Annotated in this window: 26 protein-coding genes; 8 read left to right on the forward strand and 18 right to left on the reverse strand. The window is 66.1% G+C overall.

The annotated features are described in order from the left end of the window. Positions 1-191: 191 nt before the first annotated feature. Positions 192-2,375 carry a YccS family putative transporter gene (gene yccS, locus D7325_RS06855; RefSeq protein WP_120994806.1) on the forward strand — a complete coding sequence of 728 codons (2,184 nt, stop codon included), beginning with the start codon at positions 192-194 and terminating at the stop codon, positions 2,373-2,375. On the opposite strand, the gene D7325_RS06860 is transcribed toward yccS, so the two are convergent. Next, the gene (locus D7325_RS06860; RefSeq protein ID WP_162988014.1) at positions 2,376-3,137 is read right to left on the reverse strand and encodes a substrate-binding periplasmic protein; all 762 of its coding nucleotides are present in this window, start codon (positions 3,135-3,137) and stop codon (positions 2,376-2,378) included. A 109-nt stretch (positions 3,138-3,246) separates the two neighbouring features. On the opposite strand from D7325_RS06860, the gene D7325_RS06865 reads away from it, so the two are divergent. Then, entirely contained in the window at positions 3,247-4,461 is a 1,215-nt protein-coding gene (locus D7325_RS06865; protein ID WP_425452268.1) for a BaiN/RdsA family NAD(P)/FAD-dependent oxidoreductase, read from the forward strand. Here the strand turns inward: D7325_RS06865 and D7325_RS06870 are convergent, their stop codons facing one another. The 4 genes from D7325_RS06870 to D7325_RS06885 all read right to left on the reverse strand — a co-directional run bounded on the left by D7325_RS06870 (position 4,462) and on the right by D7325_RS06885 (position 6,056). Continuing rightward, on the reverse strand, positions 4,462-4,647 hold the full coding sequence (locus D7325_RS06870) for a hypothetical protein (protein ID WP_120994808.1): 186 nt from the start codon (positions 4,645-4,647) through the stop codon (positions 4,462-4,464). It lies immediately after the preceding gene. A 49-nt stretch (positions 4,648-4,696) separates the two neighbouring features. Then, positions 4,697-5,080: a hypothetical protein gene (locus D7325_RS06875; RefSeq protein ID WP_120994809.1), complete on the reverse strand. Its 384-nt coding sequence runs from the start codon at positions 5,078-5,080 to the stop codon at positions 4,697-4,699. A 157-nt stretch (positions 5,081-5,237) separates the two neighbouring features. Then, the gene (locus D7325_RS06880) at positions 5,238-5,693 is read right to left on the reverse strand and encodes a PA2171 family ribosome-binding persister protein (protein ID WP_120994810.1); all 456 of its coding nucleotides are present in this window, start codon (positions 5,691-5,693) and stop codon (positions 5,238-5,240) included. A gap of 84 nt (positions 5,694-5,777) precedes the next feature. Then, entirely contained in the window at positions 5,778-6,056 is a 279-nt protein-coding gene (locus tag D7325_RS06885) for a DUF3509 domain-containing protein (RefSeq protein ID WP_120994811.1), read from the reverse strand. A 524-nt stretch (positions 6,057-6,580) separates the two neighbouring features. Here D7325_RS06885 and D7325_RS06890 point away from each other — a divergent pair. Together D7325_RS06890 and D7325_RS06895 are read left to right on the forward strand one after the other, a co-directional pair. Beyond that, a complete protein-coding gene (locus D7325_RS06890; RefSeq protein WP_120994812.1) occupies positions 6,581-6,961 on the forward strand; it encodes a response regulator in 381 nt (126 codons plus the stop codon). Between the two features lie 40 nt (positions 6,962-7,001). Beyond that, positions 7,002-7,670, forward strand: a complete 669-nt coding sequence (locus D7325_RS06895; protein ID WP_120994813.1) for an HAD-IA family hydrolase — start codon at positions 7,002-7,004, stop codon at positions 7,668-7,670. A gap of 59 nt (positions 7,671-7,729) precedes the next feature. On the opposite strand, the gene D7325_RS06900 is transcribed toward D7325_RS06895, so the two are convergent. The 10 genes from D7325_RS06900 to tkt all read right to left on the reverse strand — a co-directional run bounded on the left by D7325_RS06900 (position 7,730) and on the right by tkt (position 18,267). Continuing rightward, positions 7,730-8,662, reverse strand: a complete 933-nt coding sequence (locus D7325_RS06900) for a phosphatidate cytidylyltransferase (protein WP_120994814.1) — start codon at positions 8,660-8,662, stop codon at positions 7,730-7,732. Between the two features lies 1 nt (position 8,663). Beyond that, positions 8,664-9,284, reverse strand: a complete 621-nt coding sequence (locus D7325_RS06905) for a lysophospholipid acyltransferase family protein (RefSeq protein ID WP_120994815.1) — start codon at positions 9,282-9,284, stop codon at positions 8,664-8,666. A gap of 146 nt (positions 9,285-9,430) precedes the next feature. Next, on the reverse strand, positions 9,431-11,185 hold the full coding sequence (locus D7325_RS06910) for a bifunctional alpha/beta hydrolase/class I SAM-dependent methyltransferase (protein WP_120994816.1): 1,755 nt from the start codon (positions 11,183-11,185) through the stop codon (positions 9,431-9,433). Between the two features lie 26 nt (positions 11,186-11,211). Then, positions 11,212-11,811, reverse strand: coding sequence for a CDP-alcohol phosphatidyltransferase family protein (locus tag D7325_RS06915; RefSeq protein ID WP_120994817.1), 600 nt, complete (start codon positions 11,809-11,811; stop codon positions 11,212-11,214). A gap of 217 nt (positions 11,812-12,028) precedes the next feature. Then, entirely contained in the window at positions 12,029-13,093 is a 1,065-nt protein-coding gene (gene fba / locus D7325_RS06920; RefSeq protein ID WP_120994818.1) for a class II fructose-bisphosphate aldolase, read from the reverse strand. A 110-nt stretch (positions 13,094-13,203) separates the two neighbouring features. Next, positions 13,204-13,563, reverse strand: coding sequence for an MliC family protein (locus D7325_RS06925; RefSeq protein WP_120994819.1), 360 nt, complete (start codon positions 13,561-13,563; stop codon positions 13,204-13,206). Then, complete coding sequence (locus D7325_RS06930; RefSeq protein WP_120994820.1) at positions 13,563-13,754, reverse strand: hypothetical protein; 192 nt, start codon at positions 13,752-13,754, stop codon at positions 13,563-13,565. The genes D7325_RS06925 and D7325_RS06930 overlap by 1 nt, the downstream gene beginning before the upstream one ends. A gap of 94 nt (positions 13,755-13,848) precedes the next feature. After that, positions 13,849-15,009 (reverse strand): phosphoglycerate kinase, encoded by a 1,161-nt coding sequence (locus D7325_RS06935; RefSeq protein WP_120994821.1) that lies wholly within the window; start codon positions 15,007-15,009, stop codon positions 13,849-13,851. A 42-nt stretch (positions 15,010-15,051) separates the two neighbouring features. Beyond that, positions 15,052-16,095 carry an erythrose-4-phosphate dehydrogenase gene (gene epd / locus D7325_RS06940; RefSeq protein ID WP_120994822.1) on the reverse strand — a complete coding sequence of 348 codons (1,044 nt, stop codon included), beginning with the start codon at positions 16,093-16,095 and terminating at the stop codon, positions 15,052-15,054. Positions 16,096-16,269: 174 nt separating this feature from the next. Then, positions 16,270-18,267, reverse strand: coding sequence for a transketolase (gene tkt, locus D7325_RS06945; protein WP_120994823.1), 1,998 nt, complete (start codon positions 18,265-18,267; stop codon positions 16,270-16,272). A 171-nt stretch (positions 18,268-18,438) separates the two neighbouring features. On the opposite strand from tkt, the gene D7325_RS06950 reads away from it, so the two are divergent. Continuing rightward, entirely contained in the window at positions 18,439-19,440 is a 1,002-nt protein-coding gene (locus D7325_RS06950) for an ArsR/SmtB family transcription factor (RefSeq protein ID WP_120994824.1), read from the forward strand. Positions 19,441-19,454: 14 nt separating this feature from the next. Then, a complete protein-coding gene (gene metK, locus D7325_RS06955) occupies positions 19,455-20,645 on the forward strand; it encodes a methionine adenosyltransferase (protein WP_120994825.1) in 1,191 nt (396 codons plus the stop codon). Between the two features lie 155 nt (positions 20,646-20,800). Here the strand turns inward: metK and D7325_RS06960 are convergent, their stop codons facing one another. Genes D7325_RS06960 through D7325_RS06970 form a run of 3 tightly spaced genes read right to left on the reverse strand, consistent with a single transcriptional unit; the run spans position 20,801 to position 23,087 of the window. Then, positions 20,801-21,364: a DUF2780 domain-containing protein gene (locus D7325_RS06960; RefSeq protein ID WP_120994826.1), complete on the reverse strand. Its 564-nt coding sequence runs from the start codon at positions 21,362-21,364 to the stop codon at positions 20,801-20,803. Positions 21,365-21,402: 38 nt separating this feature from the next. Next, on the reverse strand, positions 21,403-22,164 hold the full coding sequence (locus D7325_RS06965) for an ABC transporter permease (RefSeq protein WP_120994827.1): 762 nt from the start codon (positions 22,162-22,164) through the stop codon (positions 21,403-21,405). Then, the gene (locus tag D7325_RS06970) at positions 22,161-23,087 is read right to left on the reverse strand and encodes an ABC transporter ATP-binding protein (protein ID WP_120995108.1); all 927 of its coding nucleotides are present in this window, start codon (positions 23,085-23,087) and stop codon (positions 22,161-22,163) included. The genes D7325_RS06965 and D7325_RS06970 overlap by 4 nt, the downstream gene beginning before the upstream one ends. Positions 23,088-23,388: 301 nt before the next feature. Here D7325_RS06970 and ligB point away from each other — a divergent pair, with 301 nt between their 5' ends. Together ligB and D7325_RS06980 are read left to right on the forward strand one after the other, a co-directional pair. After that, the gene (ligB, locus tag D7325_RS06975) at positions 23,389-25,050 is read left to right on the forward strand and encodes an NAD-dependent DNA ligase LigB (RefSeq protein ID WP_120994828.1); all 1,662 of its coding nucleotides are present in this window, start codon (positions 23,389-23,391) and stop codon (positions 25,048-25,050) included. A gap of 53 nt (positions 25,051-25,103) precedes the next feature. Continuing rightward, a complete protein-coding gene (locus D7325_RS06980) occupies positions 25,104-25,487 on the forward strand; it encodes a DUF1090 family protein (protein WP_120994829.1) in 384 nt (127 codons plus the stop codon). Positions 25,488-25,493: the final 6 nt, after the last annotated feature.

The raw sequence follows: 25,493 nt of genomic DNA on the forward strand, positions 1-25,493 counted from the left end.
CGTTGTTATCTCCTCTTCGGCGAATGCACGCGGGGTTATCAGGCCGGATCAGAGATACAGGCTCGATGGGGCATTACGGTTACGCTTGCGTTGCATCGCCATGAAGAAGCCAAGCGGGCGGTTGGCGGGAAACTGCAACCTCGCCTGTGCCATTCTTGTGACGCCAGCAATTCCTTCGATCAAGGCCGTTCATGACCGCACCTTCCTTCCTCCGCTCGCTGCGCCGCCTCTGGGCACTGGACAAGTTCGGCTACAGCCTGCGGGTATTCGTCGCCCTGGCCGGGGCGATGGGCCTGAGCGGCTGGCTGGATCGCCCGGCGCTGATCATTCCGCTGTTCCTCGGCATCATCGCCAGCGCACTGGCCGAAACCGACGACAGCTGGCGGGGGCGGCTCGGCGGCCTGAGCGTGACGCTGGTCTGCTTCGGCATCGCCGCGTTCGCCGTGCAGGCGCTGTTCCCCTACCCCTGGCTGTTCGCCCTCGGGCTCGCCGGCTCGACCTTCGTGCTGGTCATGCTCGGCACTCTGGGCGAGCGCTACGGCACCATCGCTTCGGCAACACTGATCCTGTCGATCTACAGCATGATCGCCGCCGATCAGCATGCGGCGACCGGCCCGTTCTGGCGCGATCCGTTGCTGTTGTTGGCCGGAGCGGCCTGGTATGGGGCGCTGTCGGTGATCTGGAACGCCCTGTTCAGCCACCAGCCGGTGCAGCAGGGGCTGGCGCGGGTCTACCGCGAGCTGGGCCAGTATTTCCGGCTCAAGGCCGATCTGCTCGAGCCGGTGCGCCAGCTCGACATCGAGGCGCGCCGGTTGGCACTGGCGCGCCAGAACGGCCGGGTCGTGGGCGCGCTCAACGCGGCCAAGGAAAGCCTGCTCAACCGCCTCGGCCAGGGCCGCCCGGGCGCGACCATCAACGCCTACCTCAAGCTGTATTTCCTCGCGCAGGACCTGCACGAGCGTGCCAGCTCATCCCACTACCCCTACCAGGCGTTGGCCGAGGCGTTCTTTCACAGCGACGTGCTGTTCCGCTGCCAGCGCCTGCTGCGCCTGCAAGCGTGCGGATGTCTGGAGCTGGGCGAGGCGATCCAGTTCGACCAGCCCTACCGGCACAGCGACGACAATGCCGTGGCATTGGCGGACCTGGAGGCCTCGCTGGACTACCTGCGCGCGCAGAACAACCCGGCCTGGCGCGGCCTGCTGCGGTCGCTGCGCGCACTGTCGGGCAACCTGTCGACGCTCCAGCGCCAGCTCGCCAACGCGAGCAACCCAGACACCCTGGCCGGCGAGCAGGACAGCACCCTGTTCGACCGCCAGCCGCGCTCGTTCAGGGATGCGCTGGAACGGGTGCGCCAGCAACTGACGCCGACCTCGCTGGTGTTCCGTCATGCCTTGCGCATGGCCGTCGCCCTGCTGGGCGGCTACGCGCTGCTGCATACCATCCACCCGGACCAGGGCTACTGGGTGCTGCTGACCACCGTTTTCGTCTGCCAGCCGAACTACGGCGCGACACGCATCAAGCTGGTGCAGCGCATTGGCGGCACGGTGCTGGGCCTGCTGGCCGGCTGGGCACTGTTCGACCTCTTTCCCGATCCCGAGGTGCAGGCCCTGTTCGCCGTGGTCGCCGGTGTGGTCTTCTTCGCCACGCGCACCACGCGCTATACCCTGGCGACCGGCGCCATCACGCTTTTGGTGCTGTTCTGCTTCAACCAGGTCGGCGATGGCTACGGGCTCATCTGGCCGCGGCTGATCGATACCCTGCTCGGCAGCCTGGTCGCGGCGGCAGCGGTGTTCCTGATCCTGCCGGACTGGCAGGGCCGGCGCCTGAACCGGGTGGTGGCCAACACGCTGAGCTGCAATGCCGACTACCTGCGCCAGATCATGCAACAGTACGAGACCGGCAAGCGCGACGACCTGGCCTATCGCCTGGCCCGCCGCAACGCACACAACGCCGATGCGGCGCTATCCACCACGCTGTCGAACATGCTGCTCGAGCCCGGCCACTTTCGTAAGGATGCCGAAACGGGCTTTCGCTTCCTGACGCTCTCGCACACCCTGCTCAACTATCTATCGGCCCTGGGTGCGCACCGCGAACGCCTGCCGGATGACGCCAGCGACGCGCTGCTCGCTGAGGCCACCGAGCGCCTGGCCACTGCCCTCAGCGAGCTGGCCGAGGGGCTCGCCAACCGCACGCCGGTGGCCATCCACAGCGATGAGGAGGATGCGCTGGCCCAGCACCTGGAACAGGTGCCCGACGAACTGGACGATGCGCACCGGCTGGTACAGACGCAGCTCGGTCTGATCTGCCGGCAGCTCGGGCCGCTACGCAGCATGGCCGCACACCTGATTCGCCGCGAGCGCGGCACGACCGCTTGATCAGGACGCCGGCTCGGCGACGAGCCGTTCCTCCGGCAGCGCGGCGTCGTAGTGCTCGATCAATCGATCGAAGGTGCCGTCGGCCCGCATCTCGGCGATCTCGCGCTCGAAGTCGGCGATGATCTGCGCCGCCTGCGGATGGCTTTGCCGGATCACCAGTGACAGGCCGTTGCGGCTGAAACTGCCCGGCAACAGCCGAAACGCCTCGGCTGACAGCGCCGGATCGTGCGCCATGTGGGAACGTGCCGTGCGGCTGTCCTCGAGCGCAAGGTCGACTCGCCCCGCTTCGAGCATGCGCAGCGCCGAGGCGAAGCTGTTCACGTAGACGCGATCCATGCTCGCCAGCGCTTCGGGCACTGCGGTGTAGACGTAGCCGCGGACCAGCGCCACGCGCTTGCCGGTCAGGTCGGATGCCTTGATCGGATCTTCCGCGCGGGCGATCCAGCGCAGGTGGTTGTACAGGTAGGGCGTCGAATGCAGCGCCATGTGGCTGCGCTGGCCACCGTGCCAATCGCTCAGGCCGTCGATCTGGCCGCGCTCGAGGCTCAACACCGCGCGCGGCCAGGGCATCTCCTCGTAGTCGACGCGATAGCCGGCACGCTCCAGCGCAGTACGGACCAGCGAGATCGCCAGACCGTCGCCAGGCAGGCGGCTGTCGGTGTAGGGCGGCCAGACATCACCGGCCAGGCGCACCACCGGCGCCGTCCAACCCGACAGGCAAACGCCCAGCAGGCACAGCAATATCCATCGACCCTGTTTCATCAGCAGCCCTTCATGGCTTTGTGACATCAGCGGCCAGTAAACCACAGCGGCATGACAAGCCGCGGCATCCGCCGGTCGGACCGTGGCAGGCAACGCCGCACGCGGTACCATGCGCCGTTTTTTCGCCAGGGCGGAGGTCGCGGTGCAAGCAGTGGACGTGGTGGTTATCGGCGCAGGGGCGGCCGGTCTGATGTGCGCAGCCAGCGCGGCCGCACGCGGTCGCCATGTCCTGGTGCTCGATCACGCCAACAAGGCCGGCAAGAAGATCCTCATGTCGGGCGGCGGGCGCTGCAATTTCACCAACCTGTACACCGAGCCGGCGAATTTCCTCGGCGCCAACCCGCATTTCTGCAAGTCGGCGCTGGCCCGCTACACCCAGTGGGACTTCCTGGCGCTGGTCGCTCGCCACGAGGTCCCCTATCACGAGAAGAAGCTCGGCCAGCTGTTCTGCGACCGCAAGGCCAACGACATCCTCGACATGCTGCTCGCCGAATGCGATCGCCACGGTGCGCGGATTCGACTCCAGACGCCGGTAACGGGCATCGAGCGCATCGAGGCCGGCTATCGGCTCGCGCTGCCCGGCGAGACCCTCGAGTGCCAGTCGCTGGTGATGGCCACCGGCGGCCTGTCGATCCCGACGCTCGGGGCGAGCGGTTTCGGCTACCAGGTGGCGCGTCAGTTCGGCCACCGGGTGCTGCCGACCCGTGCCGGGCTGGTTCCCTTCACGGTGACCGAGCCGGCGCTCAAGGCGATGTGCGAGGAGCTGTCCGGCACAGCGCTGGAGTGCCGCGTCAGCTGCAACGGCCAGACCTTCCACGAGAACCTGCTCTTCACCCACCGGGGCCTGAGCGGGCCGGCGATGTTGCAGATTTCCTCGTACTGGCAGCCGGGCGATACGCTCGAGATCGACCTGCTGCCGGATCGCGACCCGCTCGCCTGGCTGCAGGACCAGCAAGCGCAGCGACCCAACACCGAGCTGCGCACCCTGCTCGGCGAGGTCTTCACGCGGAAGATGGCGGTGCTGATCGCCGAGGCCTGGTTCACGTCGCGCCCGCTCAAACAATATGCCCCGGCGGAGCTGACGACCATCGCCCAGCGGCTCGGCGGCTGGCAGGTGCAGCCGGCCGGCACCGAGGGCTACCGGACCGCCGAGGTCACCCTGGGCGGCGTGGATACCGACGAGGTGTCATCCAAGACGATGGAATCGCGCCTGGCGCCGGGGCTGTATTTCGTGGGCGAGGTGCTGGATGTGACCGGCCACCTCGGCGGCTTCAACTTCCAGTGGGCCTGGGCGTCGGGCTATGCCGCCGGGCAATACGCCTGATCACTGGTTCGGCACGTCCGACGGCGGGTTGATCTCGCGCGGGCCGGCCGGATCGGTGGCGGTGTTGTAGTACTCCTGCGGGTTGTCCTCGTAGTTGCCGAGGGCGCCCTCTTCGTCGTCTTCCGGTGAACATCCGGTTATCAGTGCGCCGCAGGCCAGGGCCAGCAGCAGGGGATGGAGTTTCATGCAGTGTCCTCATGCGCCGGCATCGAAGGGTGCCGGCGGCCGTGAATGATCAGGGTTTGACGCCGTTGCTCGGCCCGCTTCCGCCAGCGGGTGCAGCGCCGGCGCCCGATGCGGTGCCCAGTCCGCTGCCGTTGTCGGCGGGAGACGGCGGTGCGCCGTAGCCGGTCTCGCCGTCGACCGGCGCCGAACCCGCTGCCCCGGAGGTGATGCCCGTCCCGGTGTCGACCGCATCGCCGGTCGCATCGCCACCGCCCAGGCCCGGCGAGGCCGGCGCTTCGGTCGGTACGGCGCCGCCGGGCGTGTCTTCCGGTGCGGGCGCGTTCAGCTCGGTGGCCGCTTCCGGGGCGGTATCGGGCTGCTCCTGGGGTTCGTCCGGCCCGCAGCCGGCGAGCAACAGACCGAACACGGGCGGCAACAGGTATTTCAGGCGCATGGATGTCTCCTCGAACGAGCCGCGTGGCGGCGAAAGCATTCAGGGAGTTGACCGGCTGCCAGTCGGGAAGTGCAGCCTGGCCGACCGGCTGCACACGATGCCAGCGTCGGGGTAGAACGAGGAGCGCTCGCCGCGCCAGGTGCTGGCGAGCGGAGGTTCAGCTGGCCTTCTTCAGGCTCTTCTTCAGATCGGCCATCTGCTGGCCCATCTCTTCGAGGCGCTTGGCATCGAAGGTCTTCTCGCACATCGGGAACATCTCCGACTCTTCTTCCTCGATGTGATGCTCCATCAGCTCCTTGAGCACCTTGGCCCGCCCGGAGAACTCCAGGCTACCGACGTCGGTCTTGAGCAGGTCGGGCAGTACCAGGTCGTCCACGGCGCGGTGTTCTTCCTTGGCTTCGTGGGTCATCTTGACCTCTTCCTTGTCGCCCTCCTGGCGCAGCGCGGGATAGAGCACTTCCTCCTCGATGCGGGTATGCAGGCTGATTTCCTGCTCGATCTTTTCCAGCAGCTCGGTGCGCGTTTTCACGGCGCGTTCGCCGGTTTCGGTCAGCTTGTTCAGCATGTCCTTGACGCGTTCATGGTCCTGCTTGAGCAATTCGATCGCATTCATGGTGGGTCTCCCATCGGCTTGGCGCGCGCGGGCTCTGCGGCCCGTCGAGCAAGAGAGCGACGCCACGGTGCGTCGCCCGGATCGTCAGGCGTATTCGTAGGTCGGCAGCCCGATGCGGCTCTGGCTCTGCAGATGCGCGATGGACGGCGACATGCCGGCTTCCAGCGCGAGGTCACGACGGATGGAGCTGATCACCCAGTCGAGCTGTACGGCCGTCTGGGTCTGTCCGCGAGAAATGGCTCGCTTGAGGATGACGCGATCGTCGTTTCGCAGGGTCAGCAGCAGGCCGCCATCAGGGCGTGGTTCGGTCACGACATCGAATTCGGAAAAGGCAGCGATAAGGGTGCGTTGCGCAAGATTCATTGTTGTGTACTCCGGTTAGGTCCAGCCGCAGACCTAGGAGCAGTGATCGTGCCAGGTTTGAAGCGTAAAAAAATCCTCTATAAATCAGATAGTTATGAAAACTACTCGCCAGACGCCGTCTTGCAGAATGCAAGACGGCCGCGAACCGGGCTTGCATTCTGCCGGAGCGAGGCCGATCAGCCGAGCAGGCGAAGCGTTGCCCGTCGTGCCGTCGCCAGGGCAGTCTCTTAGCGTTCCGAAGGGTCGGTCGCGCCATCGCAGCGCCCGTTCCTCAAAGGGATCTGAGATCGATTCACATGGCTTAAGCCGCGCCTTTTCGAATACGAAACCCGGCCATCGGGCCCGCGGGCGGCCATCCCCTGCGCGCACGCCGGAAGTACCGGCTCCAGGCGCAAGCTGTTCAGCCGCCACAGCCACCCCACAGCCAGCCTTCCTGAACTTGCCCGCTGCTGCCGGCTCAAACCTTGACGCCAACTGCCTTACCCATGTAGTTCCTGCATTCGCCAGGAATCGAGATAGCCCAGATGACCCTACCGCCGTGCCCACGGACCGTCCTGCTGGTCGAGGACGAGCCTCATATCCTGAACCTGCTGTCGGATTACCTTGCCGGCGAGGGGTATCAGGTGCTGGAAGCGGCGGATGCCACTCAGGCGTTCGAAGTGCTGGCGACCAAGCCGAAGCTCGATCTTCTGGTGAGCGATTTCCGGTTGCCAGGCGGCGTATCTGGGGTGGCGATCGCCGAACCCGCACTGAAGCTCAGGCCGGACCTGAAGGTCATTTTCATCAGCGGCTATCCGATCGAAATCTACGAGTCCGGCAGCCCCATCGCCCGTTCCGCGCCGGTGCTGGCGAAACCCTTTTCTCTGGACAGCTTGCGCAGCCAGATCACCCGCCTGCTCGAATGACGCACGCTTCGTCGCCGACCACATCATCACCGGAGTCCCAATGCCCGCCTTCGACCTGCTGATCTGCGACTGCGACGGTGTGCTCGTCGACAGTGAAATCATCAGCCATCGCGTCCTGTTCGATGCGCTCACCCGCTACGTGCCGGCCGAAACCCTCGAGCCGCTGCTCAAGGACACCTTCGGCCTGACCGTGCCGGTCATCCTGGAACAGATCGAACGCGAGTTCGGCCTGGGGATTCCGGCGAGCTTCGACGATGACCTGCGCGCCGAAAGCGAGGCGCGTGTAAAGGCGGAGGTGGAGCCTATCCCCGGAGCGCGCGAGGCGCTGCTGGCGATCGACCTGCCGCTGGCCGTCGCCTCCAACAGCCGGCGGCACAACGTGCTGTCGAGCCTGGAACGCGCCGGGCTGACCGAGCGGGTCGCCGGCAATCTGTTCAGTGCCGACATGGTCGTTCATCCCAAGCCGGCCCCGGACGTCTACCTGCTGGCCGCCGAGCGGATGGGCGTGGCGCCGTCGCGCTGCCTGGTGGTCGAAGACAGCACGACCGGCGCCACGGCAGCCCTCGCCGCCGGCATGACGGTGCTGGGGTTCACCGGTGCCAGCCATATCCAGCCCGGCCATGACCGCATCCTCAAGGCGCTCGGCGTGCGCGACACCTTCGATGACATGGCGCGCCTGCCCGCCCTGGTCGCCGAACTACGCGGGTAGCCCTGCGCCCTTGCGGGCAACGCCCGGCGACGGAACCGCTCCGGCGGCACTCGACGCGATCAGGCCCACCAATAGCGCACCAGGTGGAAGAAAATCGGCGCGGCGAAGCACACCGAGTCCAGCCGATCGAGCATGCCGCCGTGCCCCTCGATCATGTGGCCCCAGTCCTTCACGCCTCGGTCACGCTTGATCGCCGACATCACGATCCCGCCGAAGAAACCCAGCAGGTTGACCGCCAGGGCGATGAGTGCGGCCTGCCAGAGCGCGAAGGGCGTGATCCAGAACAGGGCGGCACCGATGGCGGTCGCCAGGGCAACGCCGCCCACGAAGCCTTCGACCGTCTTCGAGGGCGACAGGTTGGGGGCGATCTTCCGCTTACCCGCCAGCTTGCCGCAGACGTACTGCAATACGTCCGACAGCTGGACGACCATCACCAGCCAGGCGATGAGCAGCAGGTTGCGCCCCTCGTAGCCGCGGATGTCCAGCGTCAGCAGGGCCGGCACGTGCGAAACGCAGAATACGGCGATCATCAAGCCCCACTGCACCTTCGAGGCACGTTCGAGAAAGCGGGTCGAATCGCCACCGAGCGACGCCAGGATCGGCAACAACAGGAAGACGTAGACCGGGATGAAAATGGCGAACATCCCGTACCAGCCGATGCCGACCAGCAGGTACTGCATTGGCAACACGAAATAGAAGGCGGCGACCAGCGCCGGGTAGTCGCTTCTGCGCGTCGGCGTGAGGGTGATGAACTCGCGCAGCGCGAAGAACGACACCAGGTAGAACAGCACCACCACTGCCGTGTGGCCCAGCCAGAAGGCGATGCCGATGACCGCGACCATCACCCACCAGGCATTGATGCGGGCATTGAGGTTGTCGATCACCGGGTTTTCGGTACCGCCGGCGCGGCGCTTGAGCAGGTAACCGATCAGGGATGCGATCGCCAGCAGCAGGCCGATCCCGATGAACAGCAAGAGGGTATTGCGATCCATATCAGGCTTGCTCCGGTGCCAGGGCCAACAGCGCCTCGCGGGCGCGCGCGAGGAAGTCTTCCTTTGCTTCGGCGGGGCCGATGCTCAGCGGCTCGCCGAAGCTGACGGTGCACAGCAGGGGTAACGGCAAGGCGCGGCCCTTGGGCATCACCCGGTTGAGATTGGCGATCCACACGGGGACCAGTTCAACCTCGGGACGCGCCTGGCCCAGCCGGTACAAGCCGCCCTTGAACGGCAACAAGCCATCGCCCTGGTTGCGCGTACCCTCGGGGAAGAGGATCAGGGAATCGCCCAGGTCCAGGGCGTCGAGCATCGGCTGTAGCGGGTTGGCCGATGGATCGCTACGGTCCCGATCGATCAACACACCGTTGAAGACGCGGTTGATGACGAAGCGCCGGACGGCGCCCTTCTGCCAGTAATCGGCGCCCGCGACCGGTCGGGTGCGGGGGCGAAGGCTCGGCGGCAGGGATGCCCACAGCAGCACGAAGTCGCCATGGCTGCAGTGGTTCGCAAAGTAGATCCGCTTGGTCGGTACGGGCGCGCACCCGAGCCAGAGGCTGCGGGCACCGGTGATGAGGCGTGCGGCACCGGTAATGGCGTGGGCGAAGAGGCGTTCGAACATGGGTCGGTCTCGGGATATTTCTGTTGGATCGGCTGCGATTCGGCCATGCGAGAGCATGGCGACAGAGGAAGCTGGCGAAGCGCGCATGTACAAAAGGGCTGGCTGCTACCGACGGCGGAAGGCGCCAAGCGGCATCGGCACGACCCTCAGCGGGGCTTGTACGCCAGCGATACGGTGAAGATGCCCCACTCATCGATACGCTGGGTAACTTTCACCAGCCCGGCCGCCGCGACCAGCTGGTCCATTTCGGCCTGGGTACGGCGACGCATCACCCAGGGTTGGCCTTCTCGATGGCTGGTCAACACCCGTGCGATCAACTCCAGCTGGGGATGCCAGGGCTGCCCCGTATAGACGAGAAAGCCACCAGTCCGAAGCGCCTCGGCGACACCGGCGAGCGAATCGCCCACCCTCTTGTTGTCACCGAACAGTTCATAAAGACCGGACACCACGGCAAGCGTCGGTCTCGGCGCGAGCCCGGCGAGGCCGTCACGATCGAAGGCATCCCCCTCGACGAAGCGGGCGATCTCGCCGAGCCCCTTGGCGTCGATCAGCGCACTGCCCTCACGCACGTTGCGCTCGCTGTAGTCACGCAAAAGAACCGATTCGGGAAGCGGGTTCAGACCCTGGAGTGCCTCGAGGACGTACCGGCCGTGGCCGGCGGCAATATCCAGGATGTGTATCGGCTCGCCGGCACTGCGCAAGCGCTCGGCCGCCAGGCGCAACAATTCCTCGACATGTACCTTGCGCTGCCGGATGCCGCGCCAACCGATCGAATCAAGGTAGCCGCGGTCGATCAGCCGGCCGATCAGCCCCTTGCCAGTGGGTGTGTTGCGGTAAACGTAGTCGAGCGTGCTGCCCGAATCGAAACCGCTATCGAAGCCGAGTTTCACGCCGGCCGAAACCGTCGCGCCCAGACGCAGGCCGGCGCGGGCGGCACGCCAATAACCATTACGAAGGGAACGCGGCGGTAACGGGGCCGCCAGCGACTCGGCTTCGGCGCAGGTCGCCCCGACGCGGTGCGCATTCAACAGCGAAGGCTGCGGTACTGCTTCTTCGAACTGGCTGAGGATGAAGCGGCGCGCCGGGCCCAGCGCAAGATGGCGATCGCGCTCGCCCAGGGTGTCGTGAAAGAAGCCAGGCAGGAGGTGTTTCTCCTTCCGCACATTGCCCAGGCGCTCATAGAACAGCTCCTGCGGCCTGCGCTCGACAACGAAATCACTGCCGGAAATCAGCAACTGCGTCGGGATCTGGATCGCCTGCGCATCGGCAACCACACGCTCCGCCGCGTCGTACAGGCCAAGCAGGACATTCACCGAAATGGCCTTGGCGATGAGCGGATCGGCGGCGTAACTAGCCACTCGCGCCGGATCGTGCGTCAGCAAGCGCGCCTTGACGTAGCTGTTGACGAAGAAGTTGCCACGAAGCGCCCGTGCAGCTTTCAACCCGGCGCGTGCAAACGGCACGTACAGCTTGACCTTGAAGGCCGGCGAAGCGAGTACCAGTGCGCGGACCTGCGGCGCGTAATCGTGGGCCCAGGTCGAGACGAGGACCGCTCCGACGCTTTGCGCCAGGATCGCCAGGTTTTCTTCGGCGATCTGATGGTGGACGCCGATATGCTCGACGAAGGTCTGAATATCCCGAACGCTCGTGCCAAAACTGGGGCTGTCGCCACGCGCGCCGGGAGACAAGCCGTGCCCCCGCGCATCCCAGGCGAAGAAGTCGAAGCCCGGCAGATCGAGCTCATCCACCAGGTGGGCGATCCGCCCGGCGTGCTCATGGCCGCGGTGAAACATGACCACGGCGCGGCGCTCGCCGACGTGCGAGGCGGTGGCCGGCCAATGTCGATACGAGAGCGCGACGCCATCGTGGGTGTTGAAGGAAGCCTGCTGTGAAGCGCGCATGGAAACTCCTTTTCCGATACCTGTGGTTATTCCTGTAGCCCCTTGCGCACGCGGTTGAGCGTCGTCACGGCGCAAAGCAAGGCGATCAGCACAAGGAAGGCGTTCAACCAGGCCGAGGGCAGCGCGCCAGACGCAACGCCGACGGCAAGAACGCCAAAGACGAACGCGCGATCGCTCTTGCCCATCGGGCCGTCATATCGGCGACTCGCCCCGGCGAGGGGGCCCATGACGCCGGCATATTCGCTGACCATCGCGAACAAGGTTACGAGCACGACGGCGCCCGGCCAGACACCGGGCAGAAGCGCGAAAGGCAGGTACAACGCGGCATCGGCCACGATGTCGCACAGCTCGTTCAGATACGCGCCGAGTCTCGACTGTTGGCCGAACTCCCGGGCCAGCATGCCGTCGATGGCGTTGAGCGCCATGCGCAGCAGCATCCACAGCGGAATCAGTGCGAATAGCCAGGGCTGCGCGGCGAACAGGGCGACGACGCCACCGATGAGCAGCGAAATCAGCGCCGCCGACAGCGTGACTTGATTGGCGGTGATACCGGCGTGATACAGCCGGATCACCAGCGGCCGAAGCAGGCCTTGGAAGGCGGGCTTCAGTTGGTAGATGGATGGCATGGTCGAGTCCTTTCGCGAGCCAGATGCCAGGCCGCAGCCCGGCAGGAGCAAGACTCTGCCGAGCCCGCCGGGCCGGCGCAAGCGTCGGCGCTCCAGATCGTGAGCGCTTCGGAATTTGCACAGCTGGCGTGGGCTTCGTGGACCGCACAGCTCGGTCGCCCGCAGCCTAGAAACGAGAAACCCGCCAACAGGCGGGTTTCTTGTTCGGTTCAGCGAATCAGTTCACTTTCGGATCCAGTTCGCCCGCCGCGTAGCGCTGGAACATGACTTCCAGCGACAGCGGCTTGATCTTCGAGGCCTGTCCGGCGGTGCCGAATGCCTCGTAGCGGGCGATACAGATGTCGCGCATGGCCGTCACGGTCTTGGCGAGGTACTTGCGGGGATCGAATTCGCTGCGGTTCTTCGCCATGAATTCACGGATGGCCCCCGTCGACGCCAGCCGCAGGTCGGTGTCGATGTTCACCTTGCGCACGCCGTGCTTGATGCCCTCGACGATTTCCTCGACCGGCACGCCGTAGGTTTCTTTGATGTCGCCGCCGTACTCGTTGATGATCGCCAGCCACTCCTGCGGCACGGACGACGAGCCATGCATCACCAGGTGGGTATCCGGGATGCGCTGGTGGATTTCCTTGATGCGCTGGATCGACAGGGTGTCGCCGGTCGGCGGCTTGGTGAACTTGTAGGCGCCGTGGCTGGTGCCGATGGCAATCGCCAGGGCGTCGACCTTGGTGGCCTTGACGAACTGCGCGGCCTCTTCCGGATCGGTCAGCAGCTGCGAGTGATCCAGCATGCCCTCGGCACCGACGCCGTCTTCCTCGCCGGCCATTCCGGTTTCCAGGCTGCCGAGGCAGCCCAGCTCACCTTCCACCGACACGCCGCAGGCATGGGCGAACGCGACGGTCTGCTGCGTCACGCGCACGTTGTAGTCGTAATCCGATGGCGTCTTGCCGTCTTCACGCAGCGAGCCGTCCATCATCACTGACGAGAAGCCCAGCTGGATCGAGCGCTGGCAGACGTCGGGGCTGGTGCCGTGATCCTGGTGCATCACCACCGGGATGTGCGGAAATTCCTCGACCGCGGCAAGGATAAGGTGCCGCAGGAAGGGCGCACCCGCATATTTGCGGGCACCGGCCGAGGCCTGAACGATCACCGGGGAATCGGTCTTGTCAGCCGCTTCCATGATGGCGCGCATCTGCTCGAGGTTGTTGACGTTGAAGGCCGGCACGCCGTAGCCGAACTCCGCGGCGTGGTCGAGCAACTGGCGCATGCTGATGAGTGCCATGGTGTTTTCCTGTCTCCCGGTTAGGGTCGGTTGTATCGCAAGGAGCCTGCCGCAGAGGGCACGCTGTGTTCAAGCGCCGTGCTGCATGGGCACGGCTTTGCTGTTCGTTCCTACCCCAGCGGCAGGTTGATCAACGCGGCGCTGCAGCCGTGGGCCAGCACCTTGTCATCCGTCACGCGGTATACCAGCGCCTGGCTGCCCCTGTCATGAAACGCCAGAACGCCATCGCTGTAGAAAGTTCCGAACGCCGAGGGTTCCTGACGCAAGCGATAGGCGCGTTGATCGTCGCCAACACGCACATCGATGGTTCGCCGCGCCTCGTCGACATACCGCCAGGCGATGGAGTTGCCGCCTGCACATTCCCAACGGGTGAAGGGCGCGTCCTCACCGGTCTGCCAGTGACTGCACCCGGTCAGGGCGATGGCGAGCAGTCCCGCGCCCAGCCATGCCCCGCGTCCAGTTCGTCGCATCACGGGCACGCCTGTTCCTCCGGCGTGTTGATGATGGTCGGGTCGGCCGTGCTCTGTACCTCGATCCGGTGATCGTTCTCGGCCGTGGGGCTGATCGCCGGTGGCGGGGTGAACACCTCACAGGCGGACTCCGGCGGACCGCCCGCACATCCCACGAGGCCCAGGCTCAACAACAGCATCGCGTGGCGCATGGTGAATCTCCGTTTCCTGTCGTGACAGAACAACAGACCGCCGACGGCGACAGGGGTTGCCGGCACACGGCCAGCCACGCGAATCATGAGCCGGTCAGTTCGCCCGTTGCTCGAGCATCTCGACGGCCGGCAGCACCTTGCCCTCGACGAACTCGAGGAAGGCACCGCCACCGGTGGAGATGTAGGAGATCTGCTGCGCCACGCCGTACTTGTCGATGGCCGCCAGGGTGTCGCCACCGCCGGCGATGGAGAAGGCGTCGCTCGCGGCGATGGCCTTGGCCAGGGTCTTGGTGCCCTCGCCAAACTGGTCGAACTCGAACACGCCCACCGGGCCGTTCCAAAGGACGGTCTTCGAGCTCTTGAGCAACTCGGCGAACTGCGCGGCCGTCTTCGGACCGATGTCGAGGATCATGTCGTCATCGGCGACGTCTTCGATGGGCTTGACCGTGGCCGTGGCGCTCTCGGCAAATTCCTTGGCAACCACCACATCCACCGGCAGCGGCACGCTGACCTTGGCGGCGATAGCCTTGGCGGTGTCGACCAGATCGGGCTCGTACAGCGACTTGCCGACCTTGTGGCCCGCGGCTGCGAGGAAGGTGTTGGCGATGCCGCCGCCGACGATCAGCTGGTCGCACACCTGGCTCAGCGAGTTCAGCACGTCCAGCTTGGTCGATACCTTGGAGCCGGCGACGATCGCGGCCATCGGCTTGGCCGGGCTCTTCAGCGCCTTGCCCAGCGCGTCCAGCTCGGCGGCCAGCAGCGGGCCGGCACAGGCGATGGGCGCGAACTTCGCCACGCCGTGCGTCGAACCTTCGGCACGGTGCGCGGTGCCGAAGGCGTCCATGACGAACACATCGCAGAGGGCGGCGTACTTCTGCGCCAGCTCGTCCGCATTCTTCTTCTCGCCCTTGTTGAAGCGCACGTTCTCGAACAGCACCACCTGGCCCGGCTCGACCTGCACGCCACCGAGGTAGTCGGTGACCAGCGGCACGTCGCGGCCCAGTGCCTTGGACAGGTAGTCGGCCACGGGCTTGAGGCTGTTCTCTTCGCTCGGCTCGCCTTCGGTCGGGCGCCCCAGGTGCGAACAGACCATCACCGCCGCGCCCTTCTCCAGGGCCAGCTTGATGGTCGGCAGCGAGGCGACGATGCGAGCGTCACTCTTGACCTGGCCATCCTTCACCGGGACGTTGAGGTCTTCGCGGATCAGTACCCGCTTACCCTGGAGGTCCAGGTCGGTCATTTTCAAAACGGTCATGGCGATTCCTTGTTCCCTTGATCCAGATACGTTGAGTCCAACTCAGGCGCGGTGCGCGACGCCGAGGTAGAGATCCGCGACTTCGAGCATGCGGTTGGCGAACCCCCACTCGTTGTCGAACCAGGCCAGCAGATTGACCAGGCGCGGACCGGAAACCCGCGTGAGGCTGCCGTCGACGATCGCCGAGTGCGGGTCGTGGTTGAAGTCGCAGCTGGCGTGGGGTAGCTCGGTATAGGCAATCAGCCCGGCCAGCGGCCCCACCTCGGCGGCTTCACGCAACACTCGGTTGATCGTCTGCGCATCGGTGTCGCGGGCCGTCTGGAGGGTGATGTCCAGACAGGAGACATTCACCGTCGGCACCCGCACCGCTTTGGCCTGAATACGTCCGGAGAGTTCCGGCAGCAACCGCTCGATGCCGCGCGCCAGGCCGGTCGACACCGGAATCACCGACTGGAAGGCCGAGCGGGTACGTCGCAGATCGTCGTGGTGGTAGGCGTCGATCACGGGCTGATCGTTCATCGCCGAGTGGATGGTCGTGATCGAGGCGTACTCGATGCCGACCGTCTCGTTCAGCACCTTGAGCAGCGGCACGCCGCAGTTGGTGGTGCAGGAGGCGTTGGAGACCAGCCGCTCGCGGCCGGTCAGGCCGCCGTGGTTGACCCCGAGCACCAGCGTGGCGTCGACGTCCGCCTCGCTGGCCATCGGCTGGGAAAACAGCACGCGCGGCGCGCCGGAACGGATGAACCGCTCGCCCTCGGCACGGCTGTTGTAGGCGCCGGAGCATTCGAGCACCAGGTCGATGTCCAGCGAACGCCAGTCGACGGCCTCGGGCGTGCGTTCGCGCAGCACCTGCACACGCTCGCCATCGAGCAGCAGCGCATCGCCCTCGACCCTCACCTCGCCGGGAAAGCGACCGTGGGTCGAGTCGAAGCGGGTGAGGTATTCCACGCTGGCCATGTCGGCCAGGTCGTTGAGCGCAACGATCCGAAACGGGAAATCGCCACCGCGCTCGTGGTACGCGCGCAGCACGCAACGACCGATGCGGCCATAGCCGTTGAGGGCGATGCGATAGGGTTGGGTCGGCATGGTGTCCCCAGAGTCTCGTAGGAGCGAGCGTGCTCGCGAATCGGTTGAACATTTTCGCGAGCAGGCTCGCTCCTACAAATCGACAGGCAGTTACGCCTGGCGCCGCCAGACAGCCGCTTCAGTCTTCCAGCACGTAGGGTGGATGACCGAAGTCATCCACCGCTATCGTCGCAATCAGTCTTCCAGCAACTCCTCGGCCACCGCGAGGATGTTGCCCACGGTGAATCCGAAATGCTCGAACAGCTGGTTCGCCGGGGCGGATTCGCCGTAGGTGGTCATGCCGATGACCCGGCCATCCAGGCCGACGTACTTGTACCAGTAGTCCGCATGCGCCGCCTCGATGGCGATGCGCGCACCGACTTCCACCGGCAGCACCTGCTGCTTGTAGGCGGCATCCTGCGCGTCGAACACGCTGGTGCAGGGCATCGACACCACGCGCACCTGGCGACCCTGTTCGGTCAGTTTGTCAGCGGCCTGTACCGCCAGGCTCACCTCCGAACCGGTGGCGATGAGGATCAGCTCCGGCTCGCCGGCGCAGTTCTTCAGGATGTAGCCACCGCGGGCGATGGCGCCCTCGGTCTCATGATCGCGTACGTGATACGGCAGGTTCTGGCGCGAGAAGATCAGCGCGCTGGGGCCGTCCTTGCGCTCGAGCGCGTGCTTCCAGGCCACGGCGGATTCGACCGTGTCGGCCGGACGCCAGGTGTCGAGGTTCGGCGTGGTGCGCAGCGCGACCAGCTGCTCGACCGGCTGGTGGGTCGGGCCGTCTTCGCCGAGGCCGATGGAATCGTGGGTGAAGACGTAGATCACCCGCTGCTTCATCAGCGCCGACATGCGCACCGCGTTGCGCGCGTATTCCATGAACATCAGGAAGGTCGCGCCGTAGGGAATCAGGCCGCCGTGCAGGGCAACGCCGTTCATGATGGCGCTCATGCCGAACTCACGGACGCCGTAGTACATATAGTTGCCCGAGGCGTCTTCCTGCACCACCGGCTTGCAGCCTTTCCACAGGGTCAGGTTGGAACCGGCGAGGTCCGCGGAGCCGCCGAGCAGTTCCGGCAGCAGCGGGCCGAAGGCATTCAGGCAGTTCTGGCTGGCCTTGCGGCTGGCAATAGTCTCGCCCTTGGTGGCGACGTCGCGGATGAACGCGGAGGCCTTCTCGGCGAAGTCGGCAGGCAACTCACCGGCCATGCGCCGCTTGAACTCGGCGGCCAGACCGGGGAACTCGGCCTGGTAGGCGGCGAAGCGCTGGTTCCACTCGTTCTCGGCCTGGGCGCCGGCTTCCTTGGCATCCCACTCGGCATAGATGTCGGCCGGGATCTCGAACGGACCGTGCGTCCAGCCCAGGGCCTCGCGAGTGGCGGCGACTTCGGCCTCGCCCAGCGCCGCGCCGTGCGATTCCTCCTTGCCCTGCTTGTTCGGCGAACCGAAGCCGATGATGGTCTTGCAGCAGATCAGGGTCGGCTGGTCGCTCTTGCGCGCGGTCTCCAGCGCCATCTTGATCTCGTCGGCGTCGTGACCGTTGACGTTGCGGATCACCTGCCAGCCGTAGGCCTCGAAGCGCTTGGGCGTGTCGTCGGTGAACCAGCCATGCACCTCGCCGTCGATGGAGATGCCGTTGTCGTCATAGAAGGCGATCAGCTTGTTCAACCCGAGCGTGCCGGCCAGCGAGCACACCTCGTGGCTGATGCCCTCCATCATGCAGCCGTCGCCCATGAAGACGTAGGTGAAGTGATCGACGACAGTGTGGCCCGGACGGTTGAACTGCGCGGCCATGATCTTCTCGGCCAGCGCGAAACCCACCGCGTTGGCCACGCCCTGGCCCAGCGGGCCGGTGGTGGTCTCGACGCCGGCGGTGTAGCCGTATTCCGGATGGCCCGGGGTCTTGCTGTGCAGCTGGCGGAAGTTCTTCAGGTCGTCGATCGACAGGTCGTAGCCGGTCAGGTGCAGCAGCGAGTAGATCAGCATCGAGCCGTGCCCGTTGGACAGTACGAAACGGTCGCGATCGGCCCACTGCGGGTTGGTCGGGCTGTGCTTCATGTAGTCGCGCCAGAGCACTTCGGCGATGTCCGCCATGCCCATCGGGGCACCGGGGTGGCCGCTGTTGGCTTTCTGCACGGCATCCATGCTCAGTGCGCGGATGGCATTGGCTCGCTCACGACGGCTGGGCATCGCTGATCTCCTGCGGGGAACGGCTGGAACGAAAAGGGCGCACATTTTCGCCCAGTGGCCGCCCAGGGGGCAAACGATTAAAACGGCGGCCAGTCGCCAGCCGCCCTTCTATATCAAACTTTCTTGATACAGCCTTGTCCCGCCTCCCCCTCGCGGCTAGACTTCGCCGCCATGAGCCTGCGCGTCCCCCAGTTGCGTTTCGAAGCCAGCGACCAACTCGCCGCCCTGTGCAAGGCGGCCGGCGATCCGCTGCGACTGAACGTGCTGCGTGCGCTGGCGAACGATTCGTTCGGAGTGCTGGAGCTGGCGCAGATTTTCGCCATCGGCCAGTCGGGCATCAGCCATCATTTGAAGGTGCTGGCGCAGGCCGGGCTGGTGGCGACGCGACGCGAAGGCAACGCGATTTTTTACCGACGGGCTCTGCCGCGTGCTGAAAGTCTCGGCGGCAGCCTGCATGCGACGCTGCTCGAAGAGGTCGATCGGCTGGCGCTGCCGGACGAGGTGCGCCAGCGCATCGAAGGCGTGCACGGGCAACGCAGCGCCGCCAGCGAAGACTACTTTGCACGCATGGCGGGCAGCTTCCAGGCGCGCCAGGACCTGATCGCCGGCTTGCCGCAGTACCACGACGCGGTGCTGGCACTGCTCGACGCCCTGCAACTGCCGAGCACGGCGACGGCGCTGGAGGTCGGCCCTGGTGACGGCGGCTTTCTGCCGGTGCTGGCGGGGCGATTCCGTCAGGTCGTCGCGGTCGACAACAGCCCGGCGATGCTCCAGCTGGCGCAGGCTTGCTGTGAACGGGCGGGATTGGCGAACGTCGAACTGCGACTGGCCGACGCCCTGCAGGACGATTGCCCGGCAGCCGATTGCGTGGTGGTGAACATGGTTTTGCATCACCTCGCCGCACCGGGCGACGCGCTACGACAACTGGCGCGGCTGGTGAAGGCAGGTGGCAGCCTGTTGATCACCGAGCTGTGCAGCCACAACCAGAGTTGGGCCAGGGAGGCCTGCGGCGATCTGTGGTTGGGCTTCGAACAGGACGATCTGGCCCGTTGGGCCGATGCCGCGGGGCTCACGCCCGGCGAGAGCCTCTACATTGGCTTGAAGAACGGTTTTCAGATCCAGGTGCGGCAGTTCGCCAAGCCCGCTGACGACGACCGACTCACCCACCGGTAACAGGAAACCGATAGATGAGCGAATACTCGATTTTCACCTCCGAATCCGTGTCCGAAGGGCATCCGGACAAGATCGCGGACCAGATCTCCGACGCCGTGCTCGACGCCATCATCGCCGAGGACAAGCACGCCCGCGTGGCCTGCGAGACCCTGGTCAAGACCGGGGTGGCCATCGTCGCTGGCGAAGTGACTACCAGCGCCTGGGTCGACCTCGAGCAGCTGGTGCGCGACGTCATCATCGACATCGGCTACAACAGCTCGGACGTCGGCTTCGACGGCGCCACCTGCGGCATCCTCAACATCATCGGCAAGCAGTCGGTGGACATCGCCCAGGGCGTCGACCGGTCCAAGCCGGAAGACCAGGGCGCTGGCGACCAAGGCCTGATGTTCGGCTATGCCAGCAACGAGACCGACGTGCTGATGCCCGCGCCGATCCGCTTCTCCCACGCACTGGTCGAGCGCCAGGCCGAAGCGCGCAAGAACGGCCTGCTGCCCTGGCTTCGCCCGGACGCCAAGAGCCAGGTCACCTGCCGCTATGAAGGTGGCAAGGTGGTCGGCATCGACGCCATCGTGCTCTCCACCCAGCACAACCCCGAGGTCAAGCACGCCGACCTCAAGGAAGCGGTGATGGAGCTGATCGTCAAGCACGTCATCCCCGCCGAGCTGCTGCACAAGGACACCCAGTTCCACATCAACCCGACCGGCCAGTTCATCATCGGCGGCCCGGTGGGCGACTGCGGCCTGACCGGGCGCAAGATCATCGTCGACACCTACGGCGGCATGGCCCGTCACGGCGGCGGCGCCTTCTCCGGCAAGGACCCGTCCAAGGTCGATCGTTCGGCCGCTTACGCCGGCCGTTACGTGGCCAAGAACATCGTCGCGGCGGGCCTGGCCGAGCGTTGCGAAATCCAGGTTTCCTACGCCATCGGCGTGGCTCAGCCGACTTCGATCTCGATCAACACCTTCGGCACCGGCAAGCTCAGCGACGAGAAGATCGTCGCCCTGGTGCGCGAGCATTTCGATCTGCGGCCGTACGCGATCACCACCATGCTCGACCTGCTGCACCCGATGTACCGGGCCACCGCGGCCTACGGCCACTTCGGCCGCAACCCCTACGAGATGACGGTCGGTGGCGACACCTTCACCGCCTTCACCTGGGAAAAGACCGACAAGGCCGAAGCGTTGCGCGCGGCTGCCGGTCTCTGATCGGGCTCGTCCCCGGCAGTAGGGTGGGCTTCAGCCCACCATTCGCCACGAGAGCCGATCCGCCTGGAGCGGTGGGCTGAAGCCCACCCTACAGCGCGCAAGAAGAAGCCCCGCCAGCTCGCGCTGCGCGGGGCTTTTTCATTGGGCTCGGGACGTCAGTTGCCCTTCACGCCCCAGACGTTCGCCAAGCCTTGCAGTAGCGGGCCGCCGATGCCCTGGTTGCCCAGGTATTGCAGCAGCAGCGGCGCGAACTGGCCGATCAGCGCCGAGTCCATCCCCAGCATCGAGAAGGCCTGCTGGGCCTGAGGCAGCGTCGAAACGTTATCCAGCGCCGTCTGCGTCGCCTCGCTGATCGGGGCCGAGGATGGCGACGTGCCGAGCAGACCGCTCAGGCCGGCGAGCTGGTCCAGCCCCTCGCTGCCGGTCAGTTGTTGCAGGCCCGGCACCTCGCTGATCAGCTCGCCATACTGGCTCGCCGGCAGCTGATTGCGCGCCACGTTGAGCAGCGCGCCCGTCCCCCCGATGGCCTGCTGCGGCGTGATGCCCAGCTCGTCGAGCGTCGTCACCAGCTTGACCGCTTGCGCGGCCTGTCCCTGACTCTCCCCGCCCAGCATCGACGAACCGAGGCGTGCCGCCTCGCCGAGATCGAACGCCGCCAGCGCCGGGCCGGCGAACAGGCTCAGGGCGCCGCCGAGCGCCAGGATTCGTATGGTTTTCATGGTTTCACCTTCTATGAAGAGCCGCGCACCGGCCCGGCTCACCGCTTGAGCCGGTAACCGGTGCGAAATATCCAGGCGACGATGCCGAGGCACGCCACCATGAAGCCGAGCGTCATGCCCAGGCTGATCAGCGGGTTGACGTCCGACACGCCGTAGAAACTCCAGCGGAAACCGCTGATGAGATAAACCACCGGATTGATCAGCGCGATCTTCTGCCAGACCTCCGGCAGCATGCCGATCGAGTAGAAGCTGCCGCCGAGAAACGCCAGCGGCGTGACGATCAGCGCCGGCACCACCTGCAGCTTCTCCCAGCCATCGGCCCAGATGCCGATGATGAAGCCGAACAGGCTGAAGGTAACCGCGGTCAGCACCAGGAACATCACCATCATCAGCGGATGCTCGATGTGGTAGTCGACGAACACCCGGGCGGTGACCAGGATCAGCAGCCCGAGCACGATCGACTTGGTGGCCGCCGCGCCAACGTAGCCGATGAGTATCTCGAAATAGGACACCGGCGCCGACAGCACCTCGTAGATGGTGCCGGCGTAGCGCGGCATGTAGATGCCGAACGAAGCGTTCGAGACGCTTTCGGTCAGCAGCATCATCATGATCAGCCCCGGCACGATGAAGGCACCGTAGCTGATGCCCTGCACCTGGCTCATGCTCGAACCGATCGCCGAGCCGAACACCACGAAGTACAGCGACGTCGAAATCACCGGTGTGGCGATGCTCTGGGCCAGGGTGCGCCAGGCGCGGGCCAGCTCGAACAGGTAGATGGCCCTGACGGCGTAGAGATTCATGCGTGGGTCCTCACCAGGTCGACGAAGATTTCTTCCAGCGAGCTCTGGCTGGTCTGCAGGTCCTTGTAATCTATGTCGTGCGCGGCCAGGCGCTTGAGCAGCTCGGCGATGCCGGTGTGCTCGCGTTGCGTATCGAAGGTGAAGATCAACTGGTGACCGCTGTCGGCGAGTTGCAGCGGCTCGGTCGCCAGCTCCGCGGGAATCGCGTCCAGGGGCCGCTGCAATTGCAGGGTGAGTTGCTTCTTGCCGAGCTGCTTCATCAGCCGCGCCTTGTCCTCGACGAGGATGATCTCGCCGCGGCGGATCACGCCGATGCGGTCGGCCATTTCCTCGGCTTCCTCGATGTAATGGGTGGTCAGGATGATGGTCACGCCGCGTTCGCGCAGCCGCCGCACCATCTGCCACATGTCGCGGCGCAGCTCCACATCGACGCCGGCGGTCGGCTCGTCGAGAAACAGCACCTCGGGTTCATGCGACAGCGCCTTGGCGATCATCACCCGGCGCTTCATGCCGCCGGACAGCTCGTTGATCCGCGCGTCGCGCTTGTCCCACAGCGACAGGTCGCGCAGCACCTGCTCGAGCAGCGCGTCGTCCGGCTTCTTGCCGAACAGCCCACGTGAAAAGCGCACCGTGGCCCAGACACTTTCGAAGCCCTCGTTGAACAACTCCTGCGGCACCAGCCCGATCTTCGATCGCGCCGCGCGGTAGTCGCGGACGATGTCGCTGCCGCCGACCAGCACGCGCCCGGTGCCTGGATTGACGATGCCGCAAACGATGCTGATGAGCGTGGTCTTGCCCGCCCCGTTGGGGCCGAGCAGGGCGAAGATCTCGCCCTTGCGAATCTCGAGGTTGATGTCGCGCAGCGCCGTATGGCCGGAGCCGTAGGTCTTGGTCAGCTGCTCGATGGCGATCACTGGATGCACGGCGGGGCTCTCCGCAAAACGGGCCATTGTAGAGAAATCGACGAAGCCAGGCCGGATGGACACGTAGCGAGCGCAGGTTACGCAACCCGTGGCCCTTCTCACAAACCGGCAGGAGGCTGCACGACAGCCTGGCAGCCCCTATCGACCGGGCCAAAGCCTCAGGCCATCAGGCGCCGGCAGGGTTCATCGGGCGCGCCCTAATCGACGGCCGAGCGGTCGCTCGGACTTGCACTGTCGCACAGCCCGGGGCGATGCGATGAAAGACAATGCGGCTCCTTCAACGGAGCAAGGATGCCCCGCCATGTTACGAAGCCTCGCGCTTTGCCTGTTTGCCGTTTGCCTGCCATCGCTCGCCGCGCCCTGCCCCGACTGGGTCGAATCGCGTGCCCGGAACGAAATCGCCAGCCTGAGCGAGCGGATCGCCGAGTGGGACGATGCCTATCACCGTCGCGGCCAGTCGCTGATCGACGACGAACTCTACGACCAGGCGCGCGCCCGCCTCGACCACTGGCAGCGGTGTTTCGCGTCGCCAGCGGCACCGAATCCCTTGGCGAGCAGCCACGGCACGCTGGCGCATCCCATCGCCCAGACCGGCCTCGACAAGCTGGCCGACAAGGGCGCGGTCGAGCGCTGGATCGGCAATCGTCGGCAGGTCTGGATCCAGCCCAAGGTCGATGGCGTCGCCATTACCCTGCGCTACCGCAACGGTCGCCTGGTGCAGGCCGTCAGCCGCGGCGATGGCGCGACCGGCCAGGACTGGACCTCGCGCGTGCAGGCGCTGCCGAACGTTCCGACGCAGCTCACCGAACCGCGCGATGCGATCATCCAGGGCGAGCTTTACTGGGCGCTGGACGCGCATGTCCAGGCGAGCGCCGGAGGGGTCGGTGCGCGGGCGCGCGTCGCCGGCGCCCTGGCGAGCGAGCGGCCGGATCGCGCCACCGCCGAACGCATCCATCTGTTCGCCTGGGACTGGCCCGACGGCCCGGCCGACATCGAGGCCCGCGTCGCCGGCCTCGCGCGCCTGGGGCTCGACACGCGCCCCTTCACCCAGCCGGTAGCGACCTTCGCGGAGGCGGCGCACTGGCGCGACCACTGGTTCCGCAGCCCGCTGCCGTTCGCGACCGACGGGGTCGTGCTGCGCCAGAGCCAGCGCCCGCCGGCCACACGCTGGGCTGCCACCCCGCCGCACTGGGCCGCCGCCTGGAAATACCCGCCGAGACAGGCCCTGGCCTCGGTCCGCGCGATCGACTTCCGCATCGGCCGCACCGGTCGGATCACGCCGATACTGGAACTCGATCCGGTGCGCCTGGACGACCGCACCATCAACCGCGTCAGCGCCGGTTCGCTGCGACGCTGGCGGGCCGCGGACATTCGTCCGGGCGATCAGGTGGCGGTCGCGCTGGCGGGCAACGCCATTCCGCGCCTCGGCGAGGTCGTATTGAGGGCGACGACACGCGCCCCCGTCATCGCGCCCGATCCGCAGGCTTACCACCGCTTGAGCTGCTGGCGCCCTACGCCGGGCTGTGAGCAGCAGTTTCTGGCCCGGCTGGACTGGCTGGCGGCGGACCAGGCACTCGCGCTGCCCGGCGTCGGCCCGGGCACCTGGCAGCAGCTGCTGGAGGCCGGCCTGCTGCCGGACCTGCTGGCATGGCTGTCACTCGACGAAGCCCGATTGGCGGCACTTCCCGGCTTCGGCGCGACGCGCGCGAAAAACCTGCTGGCGAGCCTGCGCATGGCCAGGACGCGCCCGTTCGCCCGCTGGATGGTCGCGCTCGGCCTGCCGCCATCAGTGAAACTGACGGAACGGGAAATCTGGGCGGCTCGCACCGAGCGCAGCGTTGCCGACTGGCAAGCGCTCGGCATGCCAGCGTCACGCGCCCGCGAGCTGGTCGCCTTTTTCGATCACCCGGACGTCGCCCGGCTCGGCCAGCAGCTTCGTACCGAAGGCATTGCCGGCTTTTGAGGCACTTTTACGAACATTTCCCGGTCGATAACGAAAGACCTGTCGGAGTGACCATGCGCGCTCGCCTCACCCTCGCCCTGACGATCGCCACCAGCCTGAGCCTGGCATCGCTCTCGGGTTGGTGCACCGCCGCGCCGCAGGACTGCGCGGGCGAGCGGCAGCGGCTGAGCGAAGCGATGAAGGAAGCCCGACTGGCCGGCGACAATGTGCGCCTGACCCGCCTCGAGGGCGAGCTGACCGCCCTCAACGAGGCCTGCCGGGGACTGGTGCCGGTGCAGCAGAATCATGCCGCGATAGAAGCGGCGACTCGCGAAGTCAGCCGCCACGAGGCCGCGCTGAGACAGGCGCTCGGGCGCAACGATACGGCAGCGATCGAACTCAACCAGCGACGCCTGGACCGCGCAAGACGTCAGCTCGACGCCTTGCGCGGTCGCTGAGCAATC

Origin of the sequence: Stutzerimonas urumqiensis, from assembly GCF_003640395.1 — a bacterium.
Taxonomy (GTDB): Bacteria; Pseudomonadota; Gammaproteobacteria; order Pseudomonadales; family Pseudomonadaceae; genus Stutzerimonas; species Stutzerimonas urumqiensis.

Bases quoted from the DNA above. Each gene is read 5' to 3' on its own strand.
- D7325_RS06935 (WP_120994821.1), bottom strand. From the start codon at position 15,009: ATGACCGTTTTGAAAATGACCGACCTGGACCTCCAGGGTAAGCGGGTA.
- D7325_RS06980 (WP_120994829.1), top strand. From the start codon at position 25,104: ATGCGCGCTCGCCTCACCCTCGCCCTGACGATCGCCACCAGCCTGAGC.
- D7325_RS06895 (WP_120994813.1), top strand. From the start codon at position 7,002: ATGCCCGCCTTCGACCTGCTGATCTGCGACTGCGACGGTGTGCTCGTC.
- D7325_RS06960 (WP_120994826.1), bottom strand. From the start codon at position 21,364: ATGAAAACCATACGAATCCTGGCGCTCGGCGGCGCCCTGAGCCTGTTC.
- D7325_RS06860 (WP_162988014.1), bottom strand. From the start codon at position 3,137: ATGAAACAGGGTCGATGGATATTGCTGTGCCTGCTGGGCGTTTGCCTG.
- metK (WP_120994825.1), top strand. From the start codon at position 19,455: ATGAGCGAATACTCGATTTTCACCTCCGAATCCGTGTCCGAAGGGCAT.
- D7325_RS06890 (WP_120994812.1), top strand. From the start codon at position 6,581: ATGACCCTACCGCCGTGCCCACGGACCGTCCTGCTGGTCGAGGACGAG.
- fba (WP_120994818.1), bottom strand. From the start codon at position 13,093: ATGGCACTCATCAGCATGCGCCAGTTGCTCGACCACGCCGCGGAGTTC.
- D7325_RS06915 (WP_120994817.1), bottom strand. From the start codon at position 11,811: ATGCCATCCATCTACCAACTGAAGCCCGCCTTCCAAGGCCTGCTTCGG.
- D7325_RS06885 (WP_120994811.1), bottom strand. From the start codon at position 6,056: ATGAATCTTGCGCAACGCACCCTTATCGCTGCCTTTTCCGAATTCGAT.
- D7325_RS06950 (WP_120994824.1), top strand. From the start codon at position 18,439: ATGAGCCTGCGCGTCCCCCAGTTGCGTTTCGAAGCCAGCGACCAACTC.
- D7325_RS06930 (WP_120994820.1), bottom strand. From the start codon at position 13,754: ATGCGCCACGCGATGCTGTTGTTGAGCCTGGGCCTCGTGGGATGTGCG.
- D7325_RS06905 (WP_120994815.1), bottom strand. From the start codon at position 9,284: ATGTTCGAACGCCTCTTCGCCCACGCCATTACCGGTGCCGCACGCCTC.
- yccS (WP_120994806.1), top strand. From the start codon at position 192: ATGACCGCACCTTCCTTCCTCCGCTCGCTGCGCCGCCTCTGGGCACTG.
- D7325_RS06865 (WP_425452268.1), top strand. From the start codon at position 3,247: ATGCGCCGTTTTTTCGCCAGGGCGGAGGTCGCGGTGCAAGCAGTGGAC.
- D7325_RS06875 (WP_120994809.1), bottom strand. From the start codon at position 5,080: ATGCGCCTGAAATACCTGTTGCCGCCCGTGTTCGGTCTGTTGCTCGCC.
- tkt (WP_120994823.1), bottom strand. From the start codon at position 18,267: ATGCCCAGCCGTCGTGAGCGAGCCAATGCCATCCGCGCACTGAGCATG.
- D7325_RS06910 (WP_120994816.1), bottom strand. From the start codon at position 11,185: ATGCGCGCTTCACAGCAGGCTTCCTTCAACACCCACGATGGCGTCGCG.
- ligB (WP_120994828.1), top strand. From the start codon at position 23,389: ATGTTACGAAGCCTCGCGCTTTGCCTGTTTGCCGTTTGCCTGCCATCG.
- D7325_RS06900 (WP_120994814.1), bottom strand. From the start codon at position 8,662: ATGGATCGCAATACCCTCTTGCTGTTCATCGGGATCGGCCTGCTGCTG.
- D7325_RS06925 (WP_120994819.1), bottom strand. From the start codon at position 13,563: ATGCGACGAACTGGACGCGGGGCATGGCTGGGCGCGGGACTGCTCGCC.
- epd (WP_120994822.1), bottom strand. From the start codon at position 16,095: ATGCCGACCCAACCCTATCGCATCGCCCTCAACGGCTATGGCCGCATC.
- D7325_RS06880 (WP_120994810.1), bottom strand. From the start codon at position 5,693: ATGAATGCGATCGAATTGCTCAAGCAGGACCATGAACGCGTCAAGGAC.
- D7325_RS06965 (WP_120994827.1), bottom strand. From the start codon at position 22,164: ATGAATCTCTACGCCGTCAGGGCCATCTACCTGTTCGAGCTGGCCCGC.
- D7325_RS06870 (WP_120994808.1), bottom strand. From the start codon at position 4,647: ATGAAACTCCATCCCCTGCTGCTGGCCCTGGCCTGCGGCGCACTGATA.